At 70.7% G+C, this 25,179-nt stretch carries 24 protein-coding genes; 14 read left to right on the plus strand and 10 right to left on the minus strand.

Features of this window, described 5'->3' with window-relative positions; translation table 11 throughout:
- Positions 1–118 precede the first annotated feature (118 nt).
- Positions 119–1,642, minus strand: a complete 1,524-nt coding sequence (gene mftG / locus ACWCRB_RS35480; RefSeq protein WP_450999981.1) for a mycofactocin dehydrogenase MftG — start codon at positions 1,640–1,642, stop codon at positions 119–121.
- Positions 1,643–1,721: 79 nt separating this feature from the next.
- Here mftG and mftA point away from each other — a divergent pair, with 79 nt between their 5' ends.
- From mftA to ACWCRB_RS35525, 9 genes are all read left to right on the plus strand, one after another.
- Positions 1,722–1,859: a mycofactocin precursor MftA gene (gene mftA, locus ACWCRB_RS35485; RefSeq protein WP_405538795.1), complete on the plus strand. Its 138-nt coding sequence runs from the start codon at positions 1,722–1,724 to the stop codon at positions 1,857–1,859.
- Between the two features lie 8 nt (positions 1,860–1,867).
- Positions 1,868–2,164, plus strand: coding sequence for a mycofactocin biosynthesis chaperone MftB (mftB, locus tag ACWCRB_RS35490; RefSeq protein ID WP_450999982.1), 297 nt, complete (start codon positions 1,868–1,870; stop codon positions 2,162–2,164).
- Entirely contained in the window at positions 2,161–3,405 is a 1,245-nt protein-coding gene (mftC, locus tag ACWCRB_RS35495; RefSeq protein ID WP_450999983.1) for a mycofactocin radical SAM maturase, read from the plus strand. Before mftB ends, mftC begins: the two co-directional genes overlap by 4 nt.
- Complete coding sequence (gene mftD, locus ACWCRB_RS35500; RefSeq protein ID WP_450999984.1) at positions 3,398–4,609, plus strand: pre-mycofactocin synthase MftD; 1,212 nt, start codon at positions 3,398–3,400, stop codon at positions 4,607–4,609. Before mftC ends, mftD begins: the two co-directional genes overlap by 8 nt.
- Before the next feature lie 2 nt (positions 4,610–4,611).
- Positions 4,612–5,343, plus strand: coding sequence for a mycofactocin biosynthesis peptidyl-dipeptidase MftE (gene mftE, locus ACWCRB_RS35505; RefSeq protein WP_450999985.1), 732 nt, complete (start codon positions 4,612–4,614; stop codon positions 5,341–5,343).
- A gap of 286 nt (positions 5,344–5,629) precedes the next feature.
- Positions 5,630–7,027 carry a mycofactocin biosynthesis glycosyltransferase MftF gene (gene mftF, locus ACWCRB_RS35510; RefSeq protein WP_450999986.1) on the plus strand — a complete coding sequence of 466 codons (1,398 nt, stop codon included), beginning with the start codon at positions 5,630–5,632 and terminating at the stop codon, positions 7,025–7,027.
- A 124-nt stretch (positions 7,028–7,151) separates the two neighbouring features.
- Complete coding sequence (locus ACWCRB_RS35515; protein ID WP_450999987.1) at positions 7,152–8,333, plus strand: hydroxylase; 1,182 nt, start codon at positions 7,152–7,154, stop codon at positions 8,331–8,333.
- On the plus strand, positions 8,330–8,908 hold the full coding sequence (locus ACWCRB_RS35520) for a flavin reductase family protein (RefSeq protein WP_369032563.1): 579 nt from the start codon (positions 8,330–8,332) through the stop codon (positions 8,906–8,908). The genes ACWCRB_RS35515 and ACWCRB_RS35520 overlap by 4 nt, the downstream gene beginning before the upstream one ends.
- Before the next feature lie 118 nt (positions 8,909–9,026).
- On the plus strand, positions 9,027–9,704 hold the full coding sequence (locus tag ACWCRB_RS35525) for a hypothetical protein (protein ID WP_450999988.1): 678 nt from the start codon (positions 9,027–9,029) through the stop codon (positions 9,702–9,704).
- 61 nt (positions 9,705–9,765) lie between these two features.
- Here ACWCRB_RS35525 and ACWCRB_RS35530 read toward each other — a convergent pair whose 3' ends face one another.
- From ACWCRB_RS35530 to ACWCRB_RS35540, 3 genes are read right to left on the minus strand one after another with little or no spacing between them, the layout of a single operon-like run.
- Positions 9,766–10,533: an SDR family NAD(P)-dependent oxidoreductase gene (locus tag ACWCRB_RS35530; protein WP_450999989.1), complete on the minus strand. Its 768-nt coding sequence runs from the start codon at positions 10,531–10,533 to the stop codon at positions 9,766–9,768.
- 7 nt (positions 10,534–10,540) lie between these two features.
- Positions 10,541–11,305, minus strand: a complete 765-nt coding sequence (locus tag ACWCRB_RS35535) for an SDR family NAD(P)-dependent oxidoreductase (RefSeq protein ID WP_389354025.1) — start codon at positions 11,303–11,305, stop codon at positions 10,541–10,543.
- Positions 11,306–11,329: 24 nt separating this feature from the next.
- Positions 11,330–12,472, minus strand: a complete 1,143-nt coding sequence (locus ACWCRB_RS35540) for an acyl-CoA dehydrogenase family protein (protein WP_450999990.1) — start codon at positions 12,470–12,472, stop codon at positions 11,330–11,332.
- Between the two features lie 120 nt (positions 12,473–12,592).
- On the opposite strand from ACWCRB_RS35540, the gene ACWCRB_RS35545 reads away from it, so the two are divergent.
- A complete protein-coding gene (locus ACWCRB_RS35545) occupies positions 12,593–13,765 on the plus strand; it encodes a thiolase family protein (protein ID WP_450999991.1) in 1,173 nt (390 codons plus the stop codon).
- Positions 13,766–13,770: 5 nt separating this feature from the next.
- Positions 13,771–14,532: an enoyl-CoA hydratase-related protein gene (locus ACWCRB_RS35550; protein WP_450999992.1), complete on the plus strand. Its 762-nt coding sequence runs from the start codon at positions 13,771–13,773 to the stop codon at positions 14,530–14,532.
- Positions 14,533–14,679: 147 nt separating this feature from the next.
- Here ACWCRB_RS35550 and ACWCRB_RS35555 read toward each other — a convergent pair whose 3' ends face one another.
- The 3 genes from ACWCRB_RS35555 to ACWCRB_RS35565 are packed head-to-tail and all read right to left on the minus strand — an operon-like array spanning position 14,680 to position 18,199.
- On the minus strand, positions 14,680–15,411 hold the full coding sequence (locus ACWCRB_RS35555; RefSeq protein ID WP_450999993.1) for an ABC transporter ATP-binding protein: 732 nt from the start codon (positions 15,409–15,411) through the stop codon (positions 14,680–14,682).
- On the minus strand, positions 15,408–16,259 hold the full coding sequence (locus ACWCRB_RS35560; protein ID WP_450999994.1) for an ABC transporter ATP-binding protein: 852 nt from the start codon (positions 16,257–16,259) through the stop codon (positions 15,408–15,410). The genes ACWCRB_RS35555 and ACWCRB_RS35560 overlap by 4 nt, the downstream gene beginning before the upstream one ends.
- Positions 16,256–18,199, minus strand: coding sequence for an ABC transporter permease (locus ACWCRB_RS35565; protein WP_450999995.1), 1,944 nt, complete (start codon positions 18,197–18,199; stop codon positions 16,256–16,258). Before ACWCRB_RS35565 ends, ACWCRB_RS35560 begins: the two co-directional genes overlap by 4 nt.
- Before the next feature lie 207 nt (positions 18,200–18,406).
- Here ACWCRB_RS35565 and ACWCRB_RS35570 point away from each other — a divergent pair, with 207 nt between their 5' ends.
- Entirely contained in the window at positions 18,407–19,660 is a 1,254-nt protein-coding gene (locus tag ACWCRB_RS35570) for an ABC transporter substrate-binding protein (protein WP_450999996.1), read from the plus strand.
- 172 nt (positions 19,661–19,832) lie between these two features.
- On the opposite strand, the gene ACWCRB_RS35575 is transcribed toward ACWCRB_RS35570, so the two are convergent.
- Entirely contained in the window at positions 19,833–21,311 is a 1,479-nt protein-coding gene (locus ACWCRB_RS35575; protein WP_450999997.1) for an aldehyde dehydrogenase family protein, read from the minus strand.
- A gap of 205 nt (positions 21,312–21,516) precedes the next feature.
- Here ACWCRB_RS35575 and ACWCRB_RS35580 point away from each other — a divergent pair, with 205 nt between their 5' ends.
- Positions 21,517–22,794: an amidohydrolase family protein gene (locus ACWCRB_RS35580; RefSeq protein ID WP_405538813.1), complete on the plus strand. Its 1,278-nt coding sequence runs from the start codon at positions 21,517–21,519 to the stop codon at positions 22,792–22,794.
- Positions 22,795–22,879: 85 nt separating this feature from the next.
- Here ACWCRB_RS35580 and ACWCRB_RS35585 read toward each other — a convergent pair whose 3' ends face one another.
- Together ACWCRB_RS35585 and ACWCRB_RS35590 are read right to left on the minus strand one after the other, a co-directional pair.
- Positions 22,880–23,884, minus strand: a complete 1,005-nt coding sequence (locus ACWCRB_RS35585; protein ID WP_450999998.1) for an LLM class flavin-dependent oxidoreductase — start codon at positions 23,882–23,884, stop codon at positions 22,880–22,882.
- An 87-nt stretch (positions 23,885–23,971) separates the two neighbouring features.
- Positions 23,972–24,745 carry an enoyl-CoA hydratase/isomerase family protein gene (locus ACWCRB_RS35590; RefSeq protein ID WP_450999999.1) on the minus strand — a complete coding sequence of 258 codons (774 nt, stop codon included), beginning with the start codon at positions 24,743–24,745 and terminating at the stop codon, positions 23,972–23,974.
- 119 nt (positions 24,746–24,864) lie between these two features.
- Here ACWCRB_RS35590 and ACWCRB_RS35595 point away from each other — a divergent pair, with 119 nt between their 5' ends.
- Positions 24,865–25,176 carry a hypothetical protein gene (locus ACWCRB_RS35595; protein ID WP_451000000.1) on the plus strand — a complete coding sequence of 104 codons (312 nt, stop codon included), beginning with the start codon at positions 24,865–24,867 and terminating at the stop codon, positions 25,174–25,176.
- The last annotated feature ends 3 nt before the right edge of the window (positions 25,177–25,179 follow it).

Raw genomic sequence — 25,179 nt, forward strand, 5'->3', positions numbered from 1 at the left:
GGACCCGGCCCTCCGGGCCGAAAAGCACGGGGCGCAGCCCCTGCTTTTCAGGGGCGCGGGGAACTGCGCGACCAGCCCCCACCGGCCCGCAGCCGAAGAACCGCCCAACCAGCGGAGCTCACCGCATCGCCGCAGCGATCAGCTCGCCTATGAGGACCGCGGTCGCCGCCGGGCCGCGCAGGGGAGCCGACGGCAGGATCGACGTGTCCGCGACCCGTAGGGCGCGGACGCCGTGGACCCTGCCGTACGGGTCGACCGCGGGGCCCATCGGGACCGTGGCGCAGGTGTGCTGGGACGTGCCCAGGTGGGCGTGGATCCAGGTGTCGAGTGAACGGTCGTCGTCCAGTGTCTCGGGGGTCGGTTCCACCAGTCCTGCGGACACCTTGTCGAAGGCGGGGGTGGTGAGCAGCGCGGCGGTCGTGCGGATCGCCTCGCGCATCCGGCGGCTCTCCTCGGGGGTCCGCAGGTAGTTGTAGTCGAGGAGCGGGGGTACGGCCGGGTCGGCGGAGCGGGTGCGCATGCGGCCCCCGAGGGCGGGGGACTGGACCGACACGAGGAACGCGAGGGGGGCCAGCGGCTCGCCCGAGACGGTCACCGTGCCGCCGGTCAGGCCGGGCAGGGGGACGAGCGACTGCAGGATCTCCAGGTCGCCGTCCGGGTGGGCGCCGTCCGACGACGGCAGGTGCAGGGCGCCGCCGAGCCAGGAGTCGGCCGGTTCCGGGAGGGGGGAGCGGGGCGTCCACTCCAGTACGACCTGGGGGTGATCGCCGAACCGGACCCCGACGGCGGGGGCGTCCCGGACGACCGGGATGCCGAGACGGTCCAGGTCGTCGCGCGGGCCGATGCCTGAGAGGTGGAGCAGATGCGGGGAGCGCAACGCCCCGGCGCACAGGACGACTTCGCCGCAGTTCACGGTCCTGAGATGTCCCTCGTGCTCGACTGTCACGCCGGTCGCGCGGCCGTGCTCCACGATGATCCGGTGGACCGTACTCCCGCCCCTCACCGTCAGGTTGGGCCGGTCGAGTGCCGGCAACAGATAGCTGACGCCGGTGTTGAGGCGTATCCCGTCGACCGTGTTGCTCGGGACCGGGCCGAACCCCGGTGCCTGCTGGGCGTTCTTGTCGGGCTCCGGGGGAAAGCCCAGGTGGTGGGCTGCCTCCCGGAACGCGACTGCTGCGGGATGCCGTAGATCCGTACGCCGGACCCGGACCGGGCCGTCCGCCCCGTGCAGCTCGTCGGCACCGTGGTCGAGGTCGGTCTCCAGGGTCTGGAAGAACGGTAGTACGGCGTCGTACGACCAAGTCGCACCGCCCGCCGTCGACCACCGGTCGAAGTCCTCGCGTCGGGCCCGGACGAAGTAGCCGCCGTTGACGGTGGTCGAGCCGCCGAGGAAGCGGCCCCGGACGACCGTGTACGGACGGCGGGGTGTGAGGTGCGCCGGGTACGGCTGGACTGCTCGGTTCCCGGGCTGGGCGCCGGGCACGAGTCGTGCGTCCAGCAACTCCGGTGGGAACGCCGAGAGTTGGCTCGGCACCGGGCCGGACTCCAGTACCAGCACGGTCCGTTCGGGGTCCTCGGTGAGCCGGGCCGCGAGTGCCGAGCCGCTGCCGCCGGCCCCTATCACGATGACATCGGGGTGCATCGGTACGGACTCTTCACTTTCGGCACTTGGTGCCATTAGTCTCCAGGGGTCCGATGGGAGCGTTGCCAAGGAGAGTCGCATGAGCCAGCTTCACGCCACCTCGTCCGTCCCGGCCACCGAGATCCAGGACGAGGAGAACGCAGACGAACAGTCGCTGATCGAGGCGGACGACCTGATCGAAGAGGTCTCCATCGACGGCATGTGCGGCGTCTACTAGGCCCCGCCATGACCGCGACGGACTCCGCGACGATCGTCATGGACCTCGACCGTGCCTGGGACCTGCATCCGCAGGTCTCCGTGCGCCCCGAACCCTTCGGGGCGCTGCTCTACCACTTCGGGACCCGCAAGCTCTCGTTCCTCAAGGACCGCAGGCTGCTGGCCGTGGTGCAGGCCCTCGGGGACGCGCCCACGGCCCGCGCCGCCTGTCTGGCCGCGGGCCTCGGCGAGAACGAACTCCCGCGCTACGGGCGTGCGTTGGCCGTTCTCGTCCAGTCATCGATGGTCGTCGGAAGGACCCCATGACCGCGCCCACGTCACCGCCGCTGGTCGACCTGTTCGAGCAGGGGCTCGACGCGCCGATCTGCCTCACCTGGGAGCTGACCTACGCCTGCAACCTGGCCTGCTCCCACTGTCTGTCCAGCTCCGGCCGGCGCGACCCGCGTGAGCTGAGCACGGCCGAGGCCAAGGCCGTCATCGACGAACTGGAGGCCATGCAGGTCTTCTACGTCAACATCGGCGGCGGCGAGCCGACCGTGCGCGCCGACTTCTGGGAACTCCTGGACTACGCCACGGCACACCACGTGGGCGTGAAGTTCTCCACCAACGGCGTCCGTATCACCCCCGACGCCGCCGCACGCCTGGCCCGCAACGACTACGTGGACGTCCAGATCTCCCTCGACGGCGCGACCGCCGACGTCAACGACGCGGTGCGCGGGGCCGGTTCGTACGCCACGGCGCTCCGGGCGCTGGAGAACCTCGCCGCCGCCGGAATGCGGAACTTCAAGATCTCCGTGGTCTGCACCCGGCACAACATTCCGCAGCTGGACGCCTTCAAGGCCCTCGCCGACCGCTTCGGCGCCCAACTGCGCCTGACCCGGCTGCGGCCCTCCGGGCGCGGTGCCGACGTCTGGGACGAGCTGCATCCGACGGCCGTGCAGCAACGCGAGCTGTACGACTGGCTGTTGGCCCATGGCGAGAACGTGCTGACCGGGGACTCCTTCTTCCATCTCTCCGCGTACGGCGAGGCGTTGCCCGGTCTCAATCTGTGCGGTGCCGGACGCGTCGTCTGTCTGATCGACCCGGTCGGCGACGTGTACGCCTGCCCGTTCGCCATCCACGACGAGTTCCTCGCGGGCAACGTCCGTACGCCGGGCGGCTTTTCGGGAGTCTGGCGCGACTCCGAGCTGTTCCGGCGGCTGCGGACCCCGCAGCACGGCGGGGCCTGCGCCTCCTGCGCCTTCTACGACACCTGCAAGGGCGGCTGCATGGCCGCCAAGTTCTTCACCGGGCTGCCGCTGGACGGGCCCGACCCCGAGTGCGTCCAGGGATACGGCGAACAGCTGCTGGCCCAGCGCGACGGAACCGGGGTGCCCAAGCCGTCCGGGGACCACTCCCGCAGGAGCAGGACGACGACGGTGGATCTCGTCCTCACCCGCCGAGAACCGGGCGGGCCAGCAGCCAGGCCGCCGGTGAGCGACTGCGACGAACACCCGCTCGCCGGGCTGGACTTGGCGCCCACCGGAAAGGACACGGCACATGCCTAGGAACCCCTGGTTCGAGACGGTCGCCGAGGCGCAGCGCCGGGCCAGGAGGCGGCTGCCGAAGTCGGTCTACGGCGCGCTCGTGGCGGGCTCCGAGCGCGGTCGTACGATCGACGCCAACCTTGCGGCCTTCGCCGAACTGGGCTTCGCCCCACGGGTCGTGGGCCACCACGCCGAGCGCGACCTGTCGACGACCGTCCTGGGCGTGCCCACCTCGCTCCCCGTGCTCATCTCGCCGACCGGGGTGCAGGCGGTGCACCCGGACGGGGAGGTGGCCGTCGCCCGGGCCGCCGCGAACCGGGGCGTCATCATGAGCCTCAGCTCGTTCGCGAGCAAGCCGGTGGAGGAGGTCTCCGACGCCCAGCCGGACCTCTTCTACCAGCTGTACTGGAGCGGCACCCGCGACACGATGGTCCAGCGGATGGACCGGGCCCGGGCGGCCGGCGCCAAGGCCCTCATCGTCACCCTGGACTGGTCGTTCTCCCACGGCCGTGACTGGGGGAGCCCGTCCATCCCGGAGAAGCTCGATCTCCGGACCGCGCTGCGGTTCGCCCCCGACGTACTGCCCCGGCCCGGGTGGCTCTGGCAGTACGCCCGGTCCGGCCGCCTCCCCGACCTCACCGTGCCCAATCTTCGGGCCCCCGGCGACGCGCCGCCCACCTTCTTCGGCGCCTACGGCGAGTGGATGCAGACCGCGCCGCCGACCTGGGACGACGTCAAGTGGCTGCGTGCCGAGTGGGGCGGCCCCTTCCTGCTCAAGGGCGTGACCAGGGTCGACGACGCCAGACGGGCGGTCGACGCCGGAGTGACGGCCCTGTCCGTGTCCAACCACGGCGGCAACAACCTGGACACCACGCCGGCCACGATCCGCGTGCTCCCCTCCGTCGCGGAGGCGGTCGGCGACCAGGTCGAAGTCCTCCTGGACGGCGGTATCCGGCGCGGCAGCGACGTCGCGAAGGCCCTCGCCCTCGGCGCCCGCGCGGTGCTCATCGGCCGGGCCTATCTGTGGGGCCTGGCGGCCAACGGGCAGGCAGGCGTGGAGAACGTGCTGGACATCCTGCGCGGCGGCCTCGACTCCGCTGTGCTGGGCCTCGGCCACTCCTCCGTCCACGAACTGTCGCCCGAGGACCTGGTGATCCCGCCCGGCTTCCCGCTGACCCTGGGCGGCGGCGAAGTACCGGCCGCCCCGACCGCCCCGGTCGTCTGACCATGACGGCGTACGTCCTGGCCGACGCCGTCTGGCCCGCCGTACCGTCCGGGGCGCTCGTCCTCGTCCCGGTCGGGTCCACCGAGCAGCACGGTCCGCATCTGCCGCTCGACACGGACACCGTCGTCGCGCGTGCCGTCGTACAGCGCACGGCGGAGACCCTGCCCGAGTCGTGGGTGGCACCGCCGATCACGTACGGCGCGAGCGGCGAACACGCGCACTTCCCGGGGACCGTCTCGATCGGGCACGAGGCGCTGCGGGCGGTGGTCGTAGAGCTGGCGCGCTCCTTCTCCCTGTGGGCGGGCCGGGTCGTGTTCGTCAACGGCCACGGCGGCAACACCGCCACCCTCGACACGGCCCTCGGCCAACTCCGCGCCGAGGGCCACGACATCGCCTGGACCGCCTGCGAGACACCCGGCGGCGACGCCCACGCCGGCCGCACGGAGACCTCCCTGATGCTGCACCTGGCCCCGGAACGCGTACGGCTCGACGCCGCCGTCGCCGGCGACACCCGCCCCCTGCCCGACCTCCTGCCGGACCTCATGTCCCACGGAGTCCGCGCCCTCTCACCCACCGGCGTCCTCGGCGACCCGGCCGGGGCCTCGGCGGAGGAGGGCCGCCGGACGCTGGACGCGATGGTGTCGGCCACGGTCCGCCGGATCGGCGCGTGGACGGTCGACGAGCGGGGGCGCCTTGTCGATCCGGCGCGACGGTCCGGGATGGTGCGCGGATGAGGCTTTGCGTCGGCAGTGTTGTCGGTCGGCGGGTGGGCTGTTCTGGCGGGTGGGTTTTCGGCGGGGAGGTGCGTGGTGGTGTCGGCCTTCGGTTGCCGGGTCGGCGCGTTGTCGGTCGGCGGGCGGGGGCGTCTCGCCGATCCGGCCCGAGGGCTGGGGCGGCTCCTCGCCTCGGCAGTGGGCTTCCGGCGACCCCGTGCGTCATGGTGTCGGCCGTGGGCCGGTGGATCGTCGGTGGCTGTGGCAGCCTCGCGGCCCCTGCCCGCCGACCCGGGGCCGTACGCCGATGACACTCCCCGTCGGCGCGGGCGTCGTTGTCGTGTTCGATCGGCATACCCGGGTCGTCGACGGAGGGCGTGCCCTCGTCGGGGGGTTTCCCACCCGGCTGCTGCGGCTGACCCCGCGTGCCCGCAAGCTTCTCGTCGGGCGGACGGTTCCTGTGCGGGACGCGGCGAGTGCGGTTCTCGCCGAGCGGCTGATCGACTGTGGCCTTGCCCATCCCGTCGTCCACTCGCTGCCCGTGCCCTCCGACCCCCGGTACACCGTCGTGATCCCGGTCCGTGATCGTCCGCGTCAGCTGGAGCGGTTGCTGCGGAGTGTTGGCGTCGGCCCTTCCGTGATCGTGGTCGACGACGCCTCGCGGCAGCCAGTGCCCGTGGCGGCCGTCGCCGCTCGGTACGGGGCCCGGCTGGTCGCCCTCCGCGCGAACGTCGGGCCCGCCGGTGCGCGCAACGCCGGGCTCCGGCTCGTGACCACGCCGTACGTGGTCTTCGCCGACTCCGACATAGTGTTGGACCCCGAGACCGTGCCGACCCTGCTCCGGCATTTCGCCGATCCCCGGGTCGCCATGGCCGTACCCCGTATCACCGGGCTGACCGGCGCCGCCACGACCTGGATCGAGCGGTACGAGAACACCCGGTCCTCCCTCGATCTCGGCGCCCATCCGGCCCCGGTGCGGCCCGGCACGCCCGTCTCCTGGGCGCCGACCGCCTGTGCGGTGGCGCGAGTTGGCGCCCTGCGGGACGCGCGCGGGTTCGACGAGAGCATGCGGGTCGGGGAGGACGTCGATCTTTGCTGGCGGCTGGTCGGGGCGGGGCTGCGGGTGCGTTACGAGCCCGCGGTCAGGGCCTCGCACGAGCATCGGACGCGCGTGGGGGACTGGTTCGTACGCAAGGCCGTGTACGGGACCGGGGCGCAGCCTCTTGCCCAGCGGCATCCTCAGCACATCGCGCCCGCCGTGTTCGCGCCCTGGAGCGCGGTGTTCGCCGGCGCGCTGCTCGCCCAACGGCGCTGGTCGGCGCCGGTCGCGGGCGCCGTCCTCGGGGGCGTCGTCCTGCGCATCGGCCGTAAGTTCGACGGCACCCGGCATCCGTACCGGCTGGCCGTCCCGCTCGCGGGCAACGGCGCCGTCGCCACCCTGGCGCAGACCTCCGCGCTGCTCACCCGGCACTGGTGGCCGCTCACCGCCGTCGGCTGTCTGGTGTCCCGCCGGATGCGCCGGGCCGCGGCGGTCGCCGCCTTGGCCGATATCGCACTTGAGTATCGGCGCGGGGACGACTCGCTCGACCCCCTCCGGTACGGCGTCGCCCGGCGGCTCGACGACCTCGCCTACGGCGCCGGCGTGTGGCTCTCCGCCCTCAAGGGCCGCTCCACCGCCGCGTTGCGACCCCGCGTGACCCGCTGACGCGGGGCTGTCCCGGTCACCGGAAAGCGCTCAGCAGGCCCTGGGCCGTATCCCGACACTGAGGACATCCCGCCGCCGGGACGCGCGGCGCATGCGATGGAACTGTCACCAGGAGGTGTGCGGCGTGACGCATGAAGTGGTCGGTCGTGTCGAGGAGCTGGGTTCCGAACTGGCCGCACTCGCCGACGAGAACGAGTCACTCGGCAAGCTGAGCGACCGGACCGTCGAACTGCTCAAGTCCGCAGGGGTCATCCGGCTTCTGCAGCCCAAGGAGTACGGCGGATTCGGCGCCCATCCCCGGGACTTCGCCGAAGCGGTGATGGCGGTCGCCCGGTACGACGGTGCCGCGGGCTGGGTCAGCGGCGTCGTCGGGGTGCATCCCTGGGAGCTGGCCCAGATGGACCCCCGCCTCGCACACGAGGTCTGGGACGAGAACCCCGACACCTGGATCGCCTCGCCCTACATGCCCAACGGCATCGCCGACCCGGTGGAAGGCGGCTATGTCCTCAGCGGACGCTGGCCGTTCTCCTCGGGCAGCGACCACTGTCAGTGGGACTTCCTCGGCGCGCTCCTGGGCGACGGCAAGGGGAAGCCCGCCGGGCCCATCACCGTCCTGCACGTCGTGCTGCCCCGCTCGGACTACGAGATCATCGACGGTACGTGGGACGTGGTCGGACTTGCGGGTACCGGCAGCAAGGACGTCGTCGTCGACAAGGCGTTCCTTCCCGAACACCGGGTCATCAAGCAGGAGATGGTCCAGAACGGTGCCGCCGCCGAGGCGATCGGGCTCACCGACACCCTCTACAAGCTGCCTTTCAGCTCGATGTTCCCGCTCGGCATCACCGCTGCGGTCATCGGCATCTGCGAGGGCGCACTCGCCCTCCACCTGGCCCAGCAGAAGGACCGGGTGGCAGTGACCGGCGTTCAGGTGCGCGACGACCCGTACGTCCTCTACGCCGCCGGCGAGGCCGCGGCGGAGATCGCCGCCTCCCGGGTGCAACTGATCGACGGCATCAGCCGGTTGTACGACCAGGTCGAGGCCGGCAAGCCCATCAGCATCGAGGACCGGGCGAACGTACGGCGGAATCAGGTCCGCTGCGCCTGGCGCGCCGTCTCGGCCCTGGACGAGATCTTCGCGCGGTCCGGCGGGAACGCGATGCGGCGGAGCAACCCGATGCAGCGGTTCTGGCGGGACGCGCACGCGGGACTGGGGCACATGATCCACGTCCCCGGTGCGGCCTACCACTCGAACGCCCTGGCCGCGATGGGCCTGGAGCTGCCCGAGTCGATGCGCATCCTGATATGAGCGAGGGCGCGACGCACTCCCGGACAGTGGACGCGGACGCGCAGGCGATCGACGGGCGACAGTTCCGCGACGTCCTGGGCAACTTCCCCACGAGCGTGGTCGCGATCACCACCACGGACGGCGAGGAACGGCCGCACGGCATGGTCGTCGGCACCTTCACCTCGGTGTCGCTCGACCCGCCCCTGGTGTCCTTCCTCGCCGACCGCTCCTCCACGACCCTGCGGACGATCAGGGCCGCGGGCCGCTTCTGTGCCAACGCGCTCGCGGGCAACCAGGAGCGCCTGTCACGGCAGTTGGCGACGCGTCCGGCCGGGCAGCGCTTCGAGGGCGCCCCGTGGGAGGCGTCGGACCTGGGCAATCCCGTGCTGGACGGGATCGTCGCCTGGGTCGACTGCACGGTGGAACAGGTCGTCGAGATCGGTGATCACCTGTTGGTCGTCGGGCGGGTCCGGGACCTGCGCGTCGAGTCGATGAAGACCCCGCTGCTGTTCTTCCGGAGCGGATACGGCGACTACCTGTCGAGCACGACCGTGCTCATGGACAGGCTCGTCGGCTGGGACGAGATCGGTCGGTAGACACCGAAGACATCGAAGACACCGGTCAAACCGGTCGGCACACAAGGGAGCCGCAATGAAGAAAGACCTCCATATAAGACTCCAGAGAATCTCGGCGTGGTGTGGCGTCCTGCTCTTCGTGGGATTCATCGTCGCGTACTCCATCGGCCATCTCATTCCGCCGATGAGCCCGACGGAGAGCCCCGACGACGTCGTCGCCTTCCTCAAGGACAACCGCACAGGGATCCTCACCTGTGTCGCCCTGATGGTTCTGCTCGTCCCGTTCGAGTACCCGTACGTCGTCGTGACGAGCATGCAGATGCGCCGGGTCGAGGGCGGCTGGGGACTGCTGTCCATGATCCAGCTCACCACGGGTGTGGTGGCGCCGATCGGGTTCTTCTTCCCGCTCGCGATCCTCGCCGCCGCGGCCTATCGGCCGGAGCTCCACTCCGTGGACGTCCTGACCGCGATGGTCGACATCTTCTGGCTCATGTTCGTGGGCAACGCCTGCATCTTCGTCCTCCAGGTCTGGTCGATCGGATACGCCGCGTTCATCGACCACACCCGGCAGAAACCGCTCTTCCCGCGCTGGTACGGCTGGCTCAGCATCGTGCTGGGAGTGACGCTCATCCCGGGCGCCTTCGTCTTCCTCAACCAGGACGGACCGCTCGCCTGGAACGGACTGCTCGCGAACATCATCCCCTCGGTCGCGTACGCCGTGTGGAAGATCGCGACACCGTACGTGCTCCTGAAAGCGATCACGGACGAGGAGAAGGAACTGGCCGACAAGCCGGCCAACGAACCGGTGACCGTGTAGGACGGCCCGACATGCCTGTGGCCCCGCAGCGACTGCCGCGGGGCCACAGGCATGTTTCCGGCTAGACCGAGAGCGCGAACCCGCCCGTCACGCGCAGCGTCTCGCCGGTGACGAAGGACGCCTTCGACGAGACCAGGTACAGCAGGGCCTCGACGATGTCCTCCTCCCGGCCCTCCTGTCGCAGGATCTGCTCCCCGAGGACTCGCTCCGCCTCGGCAGGGGACAGCTGGTCCCGTACCGCGTCGGTGAAGATCAGGCCCGGCGCGATCGCGTTGACGCGGATGCCGTCGGCGGCGAACTCCCGTGCGAACGACACCGTCAGGCCCCGTACGGCCAGCTTGGAGACGCCGTAGATGCTGCGGTTCGCGTAGGCCGCCGACGACGAGATGTTGACGATGGAGGCGCCGGGTCGGCCCCGCATGGCCTCCTGGGCGGCGAGTGTGCAGATGACGGTGCCCATGACGTTGACGTCGAGGACCCGCCGCACCTTGGCCAGGCCCAGTTCGGTGAACGGCTTGTTGTAGGCGGCGTGCAGACCGGCGTTGTTCACCAGGATGTCCAGTCCGCCGTGGCGTTCGACGATCCCGCTCACGACCGCGCCGACCTCGTCCTCGTCGGCGACGTCGCAGGTGACCCCGGTCGCGCCGAGGCCCTTCGCGGTGAGTTCGGCGGCCGCCTCGGTGGCGGCGGCGCCGTCGATGTCGGCGAGCACGACATGCGCGCCGAGGGCCGACAGGGCCTCCCCGAACGCCTTGCCGAAGCCTCGGCCGCCCCCGGTGATGAGGGCGACCTTGCCCTGGTGTTCCACGTCTTGGGAGATTTCCGGCATCAGGACCTCACTTCGGGCCGAACCGCTGGCCCGCGTCGAGACGCAGGCACTGGCCGTTCAGCATCGGGTTGTCGACGACGGCGAGGGCGAGCTTGGCGTACTCCTCCGGGCGGCCCAGGCGCCGGGGGAACGCGGCGTCCTTGACCAGCGCGGCCCGTACGTCGGCGGGGATCTTCTCGGTGGCGCCCGTCTCGAACAGGCTGGGCGCGATGGCGACGACGCGGATGCCGAGCGAGCCGAGATCGCGGGCCATGGTGAGGCTCATACCGGCGATCGCCGCCTTGGCCGCCGAGTAGGCGACCTGGCCGATCTGCCCCTCGAAGGCGGCGATCGACGACGTGTTGACGATGACGCCCCGTTCGCCGTCCGGCTCCTCGGGCTCGTTGCGGCTCATGTGCGCGGCGGCCAGGCGGCTGATGTTGAAGGTGGCCACGGCGTTGAGGTCGAGCACCCGGCGGAAGGTCTCCAGGTCGTGCGGCCCGTCCTTGCCGAGCGTGCGCCGTACGCTGCCGCCGCCCGCGGTCGTGACCGACACATGCAGTCCGCCCAGGGCCTCGACGGCGGCGCCCAGCGCGCTCTCCGTCGCCTCGAAGTCGGTCACGTCGACGGGATGGAAGCTCCCGCCGAACGCACCGGCGACCTCGGCGCCCGCCGACGCCGGACGGTCGAGTACGGCGACCTCGGCACCGCGGGCCGCGAGCAGCTCGGCGGTGGCCCGGCCCATGCCGGACGCCCCGCCGAACACCACGGCCTTCTTGCCCTTGATCTCCATCGGGAACCTTTCGGGTCTTGGCGCTCAGAAGGACGCGCTTGCCGGTGACGGCCGCAGAAGGGTGCACAGCCGGTCGCGGTGGACGGCCGCGTCGCCGTACAGCACGCTGTCGGCCCTGGCGCGGCGCAGAAAGAGGTGCAGGTCGTGCTCCCAGGTGAAGCCGATGCCGCCGTGCAGCTGGAGCGCCCGGGCCGCGACCTCGCCGGCGCCCGCCGAGACGTACGAGGCGGCGGCACAGGCCGCGCGGGCCGCGTCGTCGGTGCCCGCGTCGGCGGACATCGCCGCGTAGTGGGTGGCGGCGTGGGCGCCGTGTACGAGGAGTGCCATGTCGGCGGCCGAGTGCTTGACGGCCTGGAAGCCGCCGATCGGCTGCCCGAACTGCACGCGGGTCGTGGTGTGTTCGACGGTCAGCTCCAGCAGCCGCCGGATCACCCCGAGCGCGTCGGCGCACCGCAGCACCGACGCCTCGTCGAGCAGCCGTTGGATCCCGTCGGGTCCGGCGCCGAGGCGGCGGTCGTCCGGGACGCGTACGCCGTCGAGGCGGACCTCGTAGAACGCGCGCGTCGGATCGAGGGTCCGCTGGCGCCGGACGGTGACACCCGGGGCGGCGCGCTCCACGAGGAACGACGCCGGAACGCCGTCGTGCAGTGCGGTGACGAGGAGCCAGTGGGCACCGCCGGCGTCCTGTACGGCCGTCTTCACGCCGTCGAGGACGAACGTGTCCCCGTCGTCCGTGCGGGCGGTGGCGCGGATGCCGTTGAGGGACCAGGAGCTCCGCGGTTCGGCGAACGCCCAGGTGGCCCAGGACGATCCGGCGGCCAGCCCGGGGAGCACCTCGGACCGCAGGCCGGGCGAGCCCGTCGCGGTGAGTGCCCGGCCGACGATCGCGGTGGGCGCGAACGGCCCCCGCCCGAGGGCGCGCCCCATCTCCTCGGCGACGAGCGCGAGTTCCACCAGGCCCTGGCCGCTGCCGCCGTACTCCTCGGGCAGCCCGAGCCCGGGCCAGCCGAGATCGGCGGTAAGCCGCCACACCTCGGGGTCGACGTCCCCGTCGTCTCCGTCGCGGTCCATCCACGCCCGTACGTGCTCGATCGGGGCCCGGTCCGACAGCAGGTCGCGCGAGGCTTCGCGCAACATGCCCTGCTCCTCGCTGAGCTGGAAGTTCACCCGAACAAGGTATCCTCTTTTCAAGTCCGGGTCGAGATGATCGGCCGATGAATGGCTGATGGTCGGCCGATTTCGCGGTGAGCCTGTTGATCCCTTCCGGATTTAAGTACTCTGAATTACATGGTTGATGCCGTGCTTCTCTCCGCGTGCCGTACCGCGATCGGAACCGCCCGCCGGGGAACCCTGCGGGACACCAGCGCCTTCGATCTCGCCACCCTCGTCGTACGCGAGGCCGCGTACCGCAGCGGGCTGCCGCTGGACACCATCGACGACGTCGTCCTCGGTGAATCCCTCGCCGGAGGCGGGGACATCGCCCGGTACGCGGCACTCCAGGCCGGGCTGACCCACGTACCGGGTCTGGCGCACAACCGGCACTGCGCCTCCGGGCTGGCCAGCGTGGCTACCGCCGCCGGGAGTGTGCGGGCCGGCATGGACCGTGTGGTCGTCGCGGGTGGTACGCACTCCTCGTCCACCGCGCCGGTGTCCCGGTGGCGGACTCCGGGCACCGACGACTGGCAGGACCCCTGGATGGCACCGACCCATGTGCCGACGCCCGAGGCCCCCAACAACGACATGGGCGTCCTCGTCGGCTGGAACACCGCCCGGCTGGCCGGCCTCACCCGCGAGGAGATGGACGCGTGGGCGCTGCGCTCGCACGAACGGGCCGTACGGGCCATCGACGAGGGCCGGTTCACCGATGAGGTCGTGCCGGTGAAGGTCACCGGCCGGGACGGCGCGACCACCGTCTTCGACACCGACGAGCATCCCCGGCGCGACACCACCCGGGAGAAGCTCGCCGCGCTGAAGGTGCTGCACCCCGAGATCGAGGGCTTCTCCATCACCGCGGGCAACTCCAGCGGGATCAACGACGGCGCGGCGGCGGTCGTGGTCGCCGGTTCGGACATCGCCGCCGCACACGGACTCACGCCGCTGGCGACCATACGGTCCTGGGCGAGCGTCGGCGTCGACCCGGTCGAGACGGGGCTGGCGCCGATCGCCGCGATCCGCAAGGCACTCGACCGCGCCGGACTCGGCGTCGACGACGTCGACCTCTTCGAGGTCAACGAGGCATTCGCCGCGGTGGCCGTCGCCACCACCCGCGAACTGGGTCTCGACCCGGAGCGGGTGAACCCGTTCGGGAGCGGGTGCAGCCTGGGACATCCGATCGCGACCACCGGGACTCGCATGGTGGTGACGCTGGCGCACGAGTTGCGTCGCCGGGGTGGCGGGACCGCGGTCGCGGCCATGTGCGCGGGCGGTGGCATGGGGTCGGCCATGGTCCTCACGGTCTGACGGCCGTGATCGCGGTCGGGGCCGAGGGGCTGAGATGCCACTGGGCGGACGGCGTGCTGTGGCTGACGCTGGACCGTCCGCAGGCGCGCAACGCGATGACGATCGCGATGCGGCGGGGGCTGATCGAGGCGGTGCGGGCGGCTGACGCCGATGCGGGGACCCGGTTGGTCGTGGTGACCGGTGCCGATCCCGCGTTCTCCGCGGGTATCGACCTCAAGGAGGCGTTGGGGAACGGGTCGGGGTCTCCTCGTGGCGCGCGCACGGATCCTGCGGAGGTGGTGCGGGCGGCGCGGACGCCGGTGCTCGGTGTGATCAACGGTGCTTGTTATACGGGGGCGTTGGAGTTGGCGCTGTCCTGTTCGTTCCTTATTGCTTCCGACCGTGCTCTGTTCGCCGATACGCATGCGGCGATCGGGCTGACGGCGGGGTGGGGGATGAGTGCGTTGTTGCCGCGGGCGGTGGGGGTGCGGCTTGCTCGGCGGATGATGGTGACCGGTGAACCGATCGATGCGGAGCGGGCGTTCGGGGCGGGGTTGGTGACCGAGGTCGTGCCGCACGATCAGTTGATCGTGCGGGCGGAGCAGATTGCTGCGCAGGTGTGTGCGGCGGAGGCTGGTGCTGTGGGGGAGACGCTTGCGCTGCTTTCGGCGGGGGAGGGGACGAGTCTTGCGCATGCGCTGGCGTTGGAGGCGCAGGCGAAGTTGGGGCGGCGGCGGGATGTGGGGGATGTTGTTCGGCGGTTTGGTTCTCGGGTGGACGGTGCGTGAGGGGGTGGGGGGTTGTTGTTTGTGGGCGGGTGCGGGTGCGTTGTGGCTGGTCGCGCAGTTCCCCGCGCCCCTGAAAGGAAGGCGGCTGCGCCGCCTCCTTTCAGGGAGCGCGCTGGTCACCACGCCTCCTCTATCGCGCGTGAACGGTCAAGTTGCCGTTGCCTCGCCCAAGTAGCGGCGTAGTAGTTCCGGGCCGGCCTCCGTTGTTGGGCCTGTCCAGGCTGTTCTGCCTCGTTGGAGGACGAGGCAGGTGTCTGCGAAGGCCAGGGCTCGGGTTGCGAACTGTTCGATCATGATGACGGCCACGCCTGCCGCGCGGGCTCGGCGGAGGCTTTCGAAGACCACGTCGACCATCTTCGGGGCGAGGCCCAGGGAGAGTTCGTCGGCGATGACGAGGCGGGGGTCGATCATCAGGGCGCGGGCGAGGGACAGCATCTGCTGCTCGCCGCCGGAGAGGGTGCCCGCTGCCTGGCGTTGACGGTTCCGTAGTGCGGGGAAGATCTCGAAAGCCCTGTCGATGGCCGCCGGCCTGCCGCGTCGGTCGCCCGCGGTGGCCATGCGCAGGTTCTCCATGACCGTCAGCGAGGGGAACACGCCCCGGCCCTCGGGGAGATGGACGAGGCCGGCCCGGCGGATCGTGTCCGGGGTACTGCCGGTGAGGTCGCGGCCGTCGAGGACCACGGAGCCGGTGACCGGCGGGACCAGGCCCGAGAGGGCCCGCGCCAGTGTGCTCTTGCCGGCGCCGTTCGCGCCGAGTACCGCCAGCGCGCTGTTCGGCGGCACGGCGAAGGACACGTCGCGCAGCGCGTGGGCGGTGTCGTACCGGACGGTCAGGTCCTGGACGGTGAGCAGGGGAGACGTCGTGACGGTGCCGGTCATGCGGAGGCCCTTTCCTCGTCCTCGTCCTTGTGCCTGTCCTTGTCCTCTTCGGCCTCGCCGTGCTCCGCGCCCAGGTACGCCGCCCGTACCGCCGGGTCCGCCCGTACCTCGGCCGGCGTGCCCTCGCTGATCTTGACGCCGAAGTCCAGGACATGGACGACGTCGCTCATCCCCAGGACGAGTTCGACGTCGTGCTCGACCAGCAGCAGGGACACCCCATGTTCGGCCACCAGGCCCGTGAGCGTGGACGCCAACTCGTCCGTCTCCCGCGCGTCCAGCCCCGACGACGGCTCGTCCAGCAGCAGGACGTTCGGGTCGACGGCCAGTGCCCGGGCGATCTCCAGCAGGCGGCCGGTCCCCAACGGGAGCCCGGACACCGGGAGATGGACGTGCGGGGTCAGTCGCAGGGCCGCGAGAATCCCGTCGACCCGCCGGTCCTCCTCGGCGCCCGCGCGCCGGAAGCCGCCGGCCGTGACGAGGTCGGTCCAGACCCGTCGCCGCGCATGCCGCAGCCGGTACGCCAGCACCACGTGCTCACGCACCGTCAGCCCCGGGAACAGCTCCGGATGCTGGAACGTACGGGCCAGCCCACGCCTCGCCCGCGCCTGCGCACTGACCGAGGTGACATCCCGGCCGTCCATCAGCACCGCGCCCGAGCTCGGCCGCAACAGCCCCGACAGTACGGCGAACAGCGTGCTCTTGCCCGCGCCGTTCGGCCCGACCAGCCCCACCACCGCACCCTGCGGCACCGCCAGGTCGACCGAGTCGAGGGCGACGAGTCCACCGAAACGGACGGTCACGCCCCGGGCCTCGATGCGTGGTGGCGTCGTACCGGCGAGGGCGGTCATACGAGTTCTCCCTGGGGCGTCGAAGAAGACGACTTCTCGGCGGCTGGGGCGCGTCGGGCCCGCCACCACCCGCTCACCGCGCGCACCTGCCTGCCGTGCATCGCGAGGACGCCCTCCGGGTCCCGGGCCAGCATGACCGCGCCGAAGCCGAACATGATGACCGGGATCTCCGCCCACCGCGTCGGCAGATACGTCTGGAAGACGCTCGGCAGTACGGCGAACGCCAGACCGGCCACGAGAGCACCCACGACCGGGCGCGCCCCCACCGTGACCAGGACCGCCAGCCAGACCAGACCGGTGAACGGGCTGAACGAGTCGGGCAGCGCCGACTGGTAGGCCAGCGCGAGGAATCCGCCGCCGACCGCGGCGACGAAGGTGGCGACGGCCGAGACGAGCACCTTGACCGGCACGACGCCCAGGCCCAGCGTGCGGGAACCGGTCTCGCTCCACCGGACCGCCGTCACGGCCAGTCCGGCGGTCGAGCGCCGCAGGTTGACGACGAAGGCGCCAAGTGCGCAGAAGACCGCCAGCGCCAGCAGGGCGAAACTCCTGTTGTCCAGGGCCCATTCGGGGCGGGGCATGTAGATGCCCTGGCCCGAGTTGTAGAAGCGGTCCCGCATGAAGATCAGGTTCTGGGCCAGTAGACCGAAGGTCAGCGTCACCAGGGCGACGTACAGATTGCCCAGCCGGATCGTCAGCAGCCCGAGCACCACACCGATCGGTACGACACACACCGCGCTCACCAGGACCGCCGCCAGCGGGGGCCAGCCGGAGTTCGCGGCGAGGTCGGCGGCGAACAGGGCGCCGAGGCCCGCGAAGGTGATCTGGCACAGCCAGATCATGCCGCCCTCACCGGTGACGAGCGTGCAGGACAGCAGTGCCGTCGCCAGTGCGATGCCCGTCGCCACGAGCCCGGTCCAGAAGTCGTCGAGGATCAGTGGGAGGCACGCGACGACGGCGATCGTCACCAGGGGCGCGACGAATCCGGACCCGGAGGTGGCGGTGGGCGCGGCCGTGTTCTCCGTACGGATCGCCCGGTCCAGCACCCCGCCCGTGGGCGCGTCGCCCGCCCGGCCGCGCAGGGCGTGCGCGAGCAGGAAGGCGAGCATGAACAGGAACGGCACACTGGGCACGATCTGCGCCGACAGCGCGCTCTCCGGATCGAGATAGCGCTGGATCACGCTCGTGACGACGCCCATCGCCAGGGCCACCCCGACCGCCGTCGGCAGACTGCGCAACCGGGCCGCGACCACCGCCGCGAACGCCGCCGCCATCAGGAAGGTCATGCCCTCGACGGACAGTCCGGCCGTCGGCGCCACCAGCACTCCGGCGAGCCCCGCCAACAGCGCGCTGAACGCCCACACTCCGAGTGAGACGCGCGCGGGGCTGACCCCCGACATCGAGGTGAGGGCGGGGGAGTCGACCAGCGCGCGGACCTTCAGCCCGGTGTCGGTGAACCGCAGCAGCGCGGTGCCGACGACCAGGACCAGGGCCAGTCCGGCGTACGTGATCAGCTGGTTCATGTCGACGACCGTGCCGAACGGCCGGAACACCGCGACCGGTTGGGGCGCCAGGCCCGGAGCCGTGACGTTCACCAGCTGCCCCAGGGCCAGGTTGACCAGGGGCGGCAGCGCGACCGACAGCCCGATCGTGGCGGCGATCTTCACGAGTGGTGAGCGCAGCCGCAGATGGCGGAAGAGCACCGCGTACAGCAGCACGCCCAGCGCCGGACCGAACAGCCCGATCGCGACGACGGCCGCCAGCGGCAGCGGCCAGCCCTGCTCGATGTACAGGAAGTAGTAGAAGCGGGCGACGGCGAACGCCATGGCACCGAACGCGAAGTTGAAGACGCCCGACGACACATGGGTGACGACGAGCGAGGCGGCGGCGATGGCGTAGATGGCCCCGAGGGCGAGGCCCGCGACGACGTAGGAGAGCAACGACGGCCTCCTGGAAGGTGAAGCTCGGGAGAGACGGGAGGTAGAGCGGATACGGATTAAAGTGCGCTCATATGGTGTCCTCGTCAACCCTGAGGGGCGATATCGCCGCTTCAACCGGTGACAAAGGATACTTAATATGCTGCACTGTGCCTCGCGGACCACCTGTCGGAACCGTCGTGCGACGGGCCGAGGACGTCAGGAGTGCACATGGGAAGAGTCAGTGCCATAGCCACCTGGACCAGCGCCGCGGTACTCCTGCTCGCCGGATGCGGCAGCGGCGGTTCCAGCGGTGTGGACAACACGAGCGGACCCGTCAAGGTCGGCGTCCTGACCGCGCTGAGCGGCGCGGCCGGCGCGCACTACGCCGGTACGGAGAGCGGTGTCGAGGCCCGGTTCGCGGCCTACAAGGCGGCGGGCGGCAAGTGCGCGGCGCGCGGCTTCGACGTGGTCATGGCCGACGACCAGTCCACCCCGCAGGGCGCGCTCACCGCGGCCCAGCGCCTGGTGCAGCAGGAGAAGGTGTACGCCGTACTGCCCGTGAGCACGTACTTCTACGGCGCCGGACAGTACGCCGGTACGGGCGGTGGCGGCACACCGTTCCTCGGGGGCGCGTTCGACGGCGGCGAGCAGTGGTTCAACCCGAAGTACGACAACCTCTTCCCGGCGATGTCCGGCACCGACTACAACCGGACCGCGACCACACTCGGCGCGTACTGGAAGAAGCTCGGCGGGACCAAGGTCGCCGTCGTCTCCTCCAACACGCCGAGCGCCGCAAAGGCCGCCGAAGGAGCCGCCCTCTCGGCGGAACACGCCGGACTGGCCCGTGGCTACGTCAACGAGCGCGTCCCGTTCGGGAGCAGCGACGTCGGCGCGATCGTCCTCGGCATCAAGAAGTCCGGGGCCGACGTGCTGTACGCCCCGGTGATCCCCGAGACCGGCTTCGCGCTCGCCACCGGACTGCGCCGGGCCGGCGTCGAGATGAAGTCGATCCTGCTGGCCACCGGCTACGGCGCCGACCTGCTGAAGTCCCCGCCCACGCTGAAGGTCGCGCAGGGGGTCGGCTTCATGACCTCGTACTCACCGGTCGAGATGAACACCGAGGCGACCCGCACCTGGTCCGCCGCCCTCAAGAAGTACGCCAAGTCGGCGTCCGGCATACCGTCGTTCTCCCAGGCCGTCGGCTGGATCAGCGCGGACCTGCTCATCTACGGCCTGGAGAAGGCCGGTTGCACCGCGAGCCAGGAGAAACTGATGGCCGCCCTGCGCGCCGACAAGACCTGGACCGCCGGCGGCCTCTTCCCGAAGCCCACCGACTTCGCGAACAAGGGAACCTATTCGGTCGGGGGCCCGGGCGACTGCACCTTCGTCTCCATCCTGAAGGACGAGAAGTTCGTCCCGGACCCCCAGGGCTCCCCGGCCTGCGGCGAGCAGATCCCCGGAGTGAAGGTAACCGTCAAGTAGGTCGACGGGGCTGGGTGTTGGTGAGCGGGTGTTGGCGAGTGGGCGTTCACGGGCGGGCGTTGGCGGGCGGGTGGGCGCAACGCGCCCCCGCCCGCCAGGGGCGCGGGGAACTGCGCGACCAGCCCCCACCGGGCCCGCAGCCAAAACACGACCCATCCAGCGAAGCGAAGCGCTAGCGAGCCGCCCAACTAACAGTCTTCGTCTGCAGATACTCCTCCAACCCGAACTCCCCCCACTCCCGCCCGAGCCCACTCTGCTTGTACCCCCCAAAAGCCGCCCGAGGATTGACCCCCGCGCTACCACCATTGATCGCCACCCCACCGGCCCGGACACGGGACGCGACCCCGAGGGCAGCCACAGGATCCGCGCTCCACACAGCCGCAGCGAGCCCGTACGGACTGTCGTTCGCGATCCGCACCGCCTCCTCGTCGTCCGAGAACGGGATGACGACACCCACCGGCCCGAAGAACTCCGTACGAGCGATGGTCATCGCGTTGTCGACGCCGGTGAAGAGGGTGGGTTCCACGTACCAGCCACGGTCGAGCCCCGCAGGGCGCCTGCCGCCGAGGACGATCCGCGCCCCCTCCTCCTCGCCGATCCGGATCAGCTTCTCGACCTTGTCCCGCTGGGCCTCGCTGATCAGCGGGCCCATGGTGGTGGCCGGGTCGGCGGGGTCGCCGACCCTGATCGCGGCGAGGCCCTCGCTCAGCCGGGCGACCAGTTCGTCGTGGACGGACTCGTGCACGAGGGTGCGGGTCAGCAGCGAACAGCCCTGGCCGGCATGGGTGGTGATGCCGACCAGCGCGGAGCGTACGGCGCCGTCAAGGTCGCCGTCGGCGCGGACGATGCTCGCCGACTTGCCGCCGAGTTCGAGGACGACCTTCTTCAGGGAGGCCGCAGCCTGGGTGTAGACCGTGCGGCCGACCGTGTCCGAGCCGGTGAAGCTGACCAGGTCCACCATCGGGTGGGTGGTCAGCTCGCGGCCGGCCTCGATGTCGCCGGTCACGATGTTCAGCACGCCCGGGGGCAGCCCGGCCGCGTCGGCGAAGTCGCCGATCAGCAGGGACTCCAGGGGAGTCGCGGGCGCCGGCTTCAGCACGGCGGTGCAGCCCGCCGCGAGGGCCGGGATCACCTTCATCATGCTGAGGAAGAAGGGGAAGTTGTAGGCGGAGATCAGGGCGCACACGCCGAACGGCTCGCGGCGCAGCACCCCTTGGGAGATGCCGATGCCCGGCGCGACGGTCGGTTCCATCGGGCGTTCCCAGGCGAAGGCCGGCATCACCCGCTCCGCCATGTCGCGCAGATGCGCCACCGGGACCCGGGTCTGGAGAGTCTCCGCGAGCGCGCGGACCGATCCCGCCTCGGCCATGTTGACGGCGACGAGGTCCGGGAGCCGGCGTTCCATCTCCTCGGCCATGCGCAGCAGCACCGCCGCTCGCTCGGCGGGCTTCATCCGGGGCCACGGACCCTCGTCGAAGGCCCGGCGCGCCGCCTCGACGGCGCGCCGCACATCCGCGAGCGAGGACTGGGGAACCTCGGCGATCGATTCCTCCGTCGCCGGATTGCGTACGACCAGGGACGCGTTCGAATCGCCGTCCGTTCGGCGTCCGTCGATGTAGAGCTGCGAAGAGAACGAATATGCCGTCTTCATGGAGTTGAGTGTACTTAATTGAGGGCTTCAGGGAAGGGGTCGCGTTGATCGGCCCTGAGTCAGGCGATCGTCAGACTTCTTGACGCTGTTCGGGCCCTCAATCCGTGCGCTGAATCGTTGACTAGACCGATCGGTACAGGTAACTTCGGCCTCATCCGCGGGGTGGATTCTGCGCGAACGACGATGTTCGAAAGAGGTACCGCCTGTGTTCAAGGAATTTGTCGTCTCCGGCGATTCGCACATCATCGAGCCGGTCGATCTCTTCAAGACCCGGCTCCCCAAGAACATGCGTGAACGAGCCCTCTGGGAAGAGGAGTTCACGCTCGACGAGCCGATCGTGCCGGGCGGGCACACGGAGTTCAAGAAACTGCACACCATCGGCTTCGACGGCTGGACGATCTCGAAATACCGCCAGACCGGCGGGGAGACCCCGGACGGCGATCCCGAGCACATTCTCCGGGACATGAACATCGACGGCGTCGACGCCTCGGTGATGTTCCCGAACCTGTCGCTGTTCGTCCTGTTCACGGACGACCACGAGCTGTCCATGGCGCACGCCCGCGTCTGGAACGACTACCTGGTCGAGCGGTATCTGCCGTACAAGGACCGGCTGCGTCCGACGGCCGCGATCCCGCTGACGAACGTGCCCGAGGCCGTCGCGGAGATCGAGCGGATCGCGCGGCTGGGACTCGGCGCGATCCTCATTCCGGAGATCCCGCCCCTGCCGTTCTACGCGCGGGAGTACGACCCGGTCTGGGCCGCCGCGCAGGCGCACGGGCTGCCGATCTTCATCCACGTCGCCACCGGTGGAGTGAAGGTCAAGGAAGAGGTGTCCGACACGGCGGTGACCGTCCGGGGCCTGATGAACGCCATGAACATGGGCAAGGGCAACCTGACCGACGAGATGGTGACAGGCCGGACCATGGGCTTCGCGGTCGGCTCGGCCGTGGCCGGCCCGCAGGGCATCATCGCCAGCCTCGTCGGCGGCGGTGTGTGCGAGCGCTTCCCCGACCTGCACTTCAACCTGATCGAGTACACGGCCGGCTGGCTGGTCTCCTTCATGGGCTACATGGACAAGGCGTGGAAGACCGGCACCGGCCAGGACCCCGACTGGTGGCTCGGCTTCTGGGACGACAACCGTCCCCCGACCGAGCAGAACTCCATGGGGCGGCTGTTCGCGATCAACGACAAGTGGCCCTACCCGCTCAAGCCGACCGAGTACGTCCGGCGCCAGATCCACGTGCAGTTCGCGGACGACCCGACGGCCGTCAAGGCCCGTCACATCACCGGTCTCTCGACGATCCTGTGGGGCAACGACTACCCGCACGCCGAGGGCACCTTCCGTGACAGTGCCGAGTGCATCGCGGAGAACTTCGAGGGCGTCCCGGACGAGGACCGCGCGGCGATCCTCGGCGGCACGCTGGCGGACATCGTGCACTTCGACAAGAGCAAGAAGCTCGCACCGCTGCCCCAGGACGCCTGACCCGATCCCGGTGAGCGGCTGACCCACGAACCGGCCCCGGAGCGTTCTCGCTCCGGGGCCGGTCGCTTCTTCCGCGCCATGTGTGTCAGGCGCCTTCTCGTGCGTCCGGCACCGCGCCGATCAGCGCGAGGGAGGCCCGGGCGTACGCGGCCCGCCGCCGCCGGCTCACCAGGAAACTCGGGGGCGCGAAGTAGGCGACGTCGCGGGGGAGCGAGCCCGCGCGGCGGGCCAGGGCGTTCTTCGCCTCGGCGGTCGTCCCGCAGACGGCGATCTCGGTGACCATCTCGTCGGTGACCGCCCGGGCCATGGCGTCGGTGTCGCCCGCCCGGAACGCGGCACGCAGTCGGTCGACCGGCTCCTCCCAGCCGTGGTGGGCCACATAGGGGTCGTACGTCTTCACCGTGAGGTAGAAGGCGATCATCCGGCGGGCGTCGGCGACCGCACGCTCGGGCGCGGAGTCGTCGACGGCCGTGATCACCCAGCCGTGTTCGAGGGAGCGGGTCCCCTGCTCGCCGTCCTTCGCGCCCCGCTCCACCGAGGGCCGTACGACGTCGTTCCACCAGGAGGAGGTGAACAGCCCGTGCCCGATGACCCCGTCGGCGACCCGGCCCGCGGTGGCGGCCATTCCGGTGTTGAACGCGGCGAGCAGGACGGGAATGTCCAGCCGGCCGAGCACCGGGGCGCGGACATCGGCGTCGAGCGAGTAGAACTCCCCGGAGTAGCGGACCCTCTCGCCGTTCTCCGCGTGCAGCCAGGCCCGCACCGCGCCGACGGTCTCGGCGATCCGGGCCACGGGACGTTCGGGGGGCACGCCCAGCCAGTCCCGGTTGATTTTGAACGCGGCGCTGCCCAGCCCCAGGAACAGCCGCCCCGGAGCCTGGGCGTGCAACTGGCGCAGGGCGGTGGCGTGCGCGTACGGGGTGCGGGCGAACGCGTACGCGATGGCGGGGCCCGCCAGGGCGTGCTCGGTGTTCGCCACGATGTCGGCCACCGTGAGATAGGCGTCGTGGTCGACGAACTCCCCGGCGCAGAAGGCGCCGACGCCGGCCTGCTCGGCCTCCCGCGCGACGTCCCGGCCGGGCCAGGGCATGCCGAACAGCATAGAAGCCTCCCCTTCACAACACCCATGAAAGCGACACCTATAAAGTGCACTCTTTTCAGGCAGGCTAGAGGAGTGTCAGCGCAGTGTCCACTGCCTCCGGGGTACGGCGGAACGGTCGACCTCGGCCTTCCCGATCGGGTTGCCGATCTGGGTGTACGACAGTCCGGTGCGCAGCGCCTGGGTGCGCGTCGAGTCCAGCGACTCCCAGATCGCCCGGACCGTGCCCTGGATGGCGGCGGGCGGTTTGGCGGCGATGATGCGGGCGACGTCGTCGGCCCGGTCCCACAGCTCCTCGCGTGGGAGCACCTCGCTGACCAGGCCGATCTGCAGGGCGCGCGCGGCCGACACTCGCTCGTCCAGGCCGAGCAGCGCGATGCGCAGCGCCTCGCCGAGGGGGATGCGCCGGGCGAGGCCGATCGGCTCCAGGGCCGCGGTGAGCCCGTAGCTGACGTGCGGGTCGAAGAACGTGGCGTCCTCCGAGCAGATCACGATGTCGGCCTCGTTCAGCCAGTAGAAGGCGCCGCCGGCGGCCATCCCGTGCACCGCGCAGACCAGGGGTTTCCACACCTGGTTCAGCTTCGGCGAGAGGTACTCGCCGGGGTCGGTCTGCGACCAGACGTTGGGGTGGCGGTCGATGCCCTCCTTGACGTCCATGCCCGTGCAGAACGCCCGCTCGCCCGCGCCCCGCAACACGACGACGTGCACGTCGTCGTCGGTTTTCACGGTCTGCCAGATGGTGGCGAACTCCTCCAGCATCTCCTGGTTGAAGCCGTTCATGACCTCGGGCCTGTTCAGGGTGATCGTGGCGACATGGTCGGCCACCTCGAACAGGACGGTCTTGAGTTCCATCCGGCACTCCGTTCGTCACGTTGCCTTGGTTCGTCATCTCGACGTGATCGAGGTAAGTAGTATACTTTTTTCTGGTCTTAGGGCGCCGGAACGGAACAAGATCCGCGGAGGAACCTGCGATGAGGCCACGTGTGGGGCAGATGCTCGCGAGTACGGTCGACACGACGGCGGTGGTCGTCGTCCGTTGCCCGGACGGCGAGTTGGACATCACCTGCGGCGGGGCGGCCATGGCCGAGGCGAACGGGCCGGGACCCGCCGCCACCGGCACAGCCGACCCCGACCAGATGGGCGGTTCCCTGCTCGGCAAGCGGTACGCCGACGAGGACCTCGGCCTGGAACTGCTCTGCACCAAGCCGGGGCAGGGCACGCTGGCGCTGAACGGCGTACCACTGCCGCTGAAGAGCGCCAAGCCGCTCCCGGCCTCGGACTGAGGG

The organism is Streptomyces sp. NPDC002156, assembly GCF_053593675.1.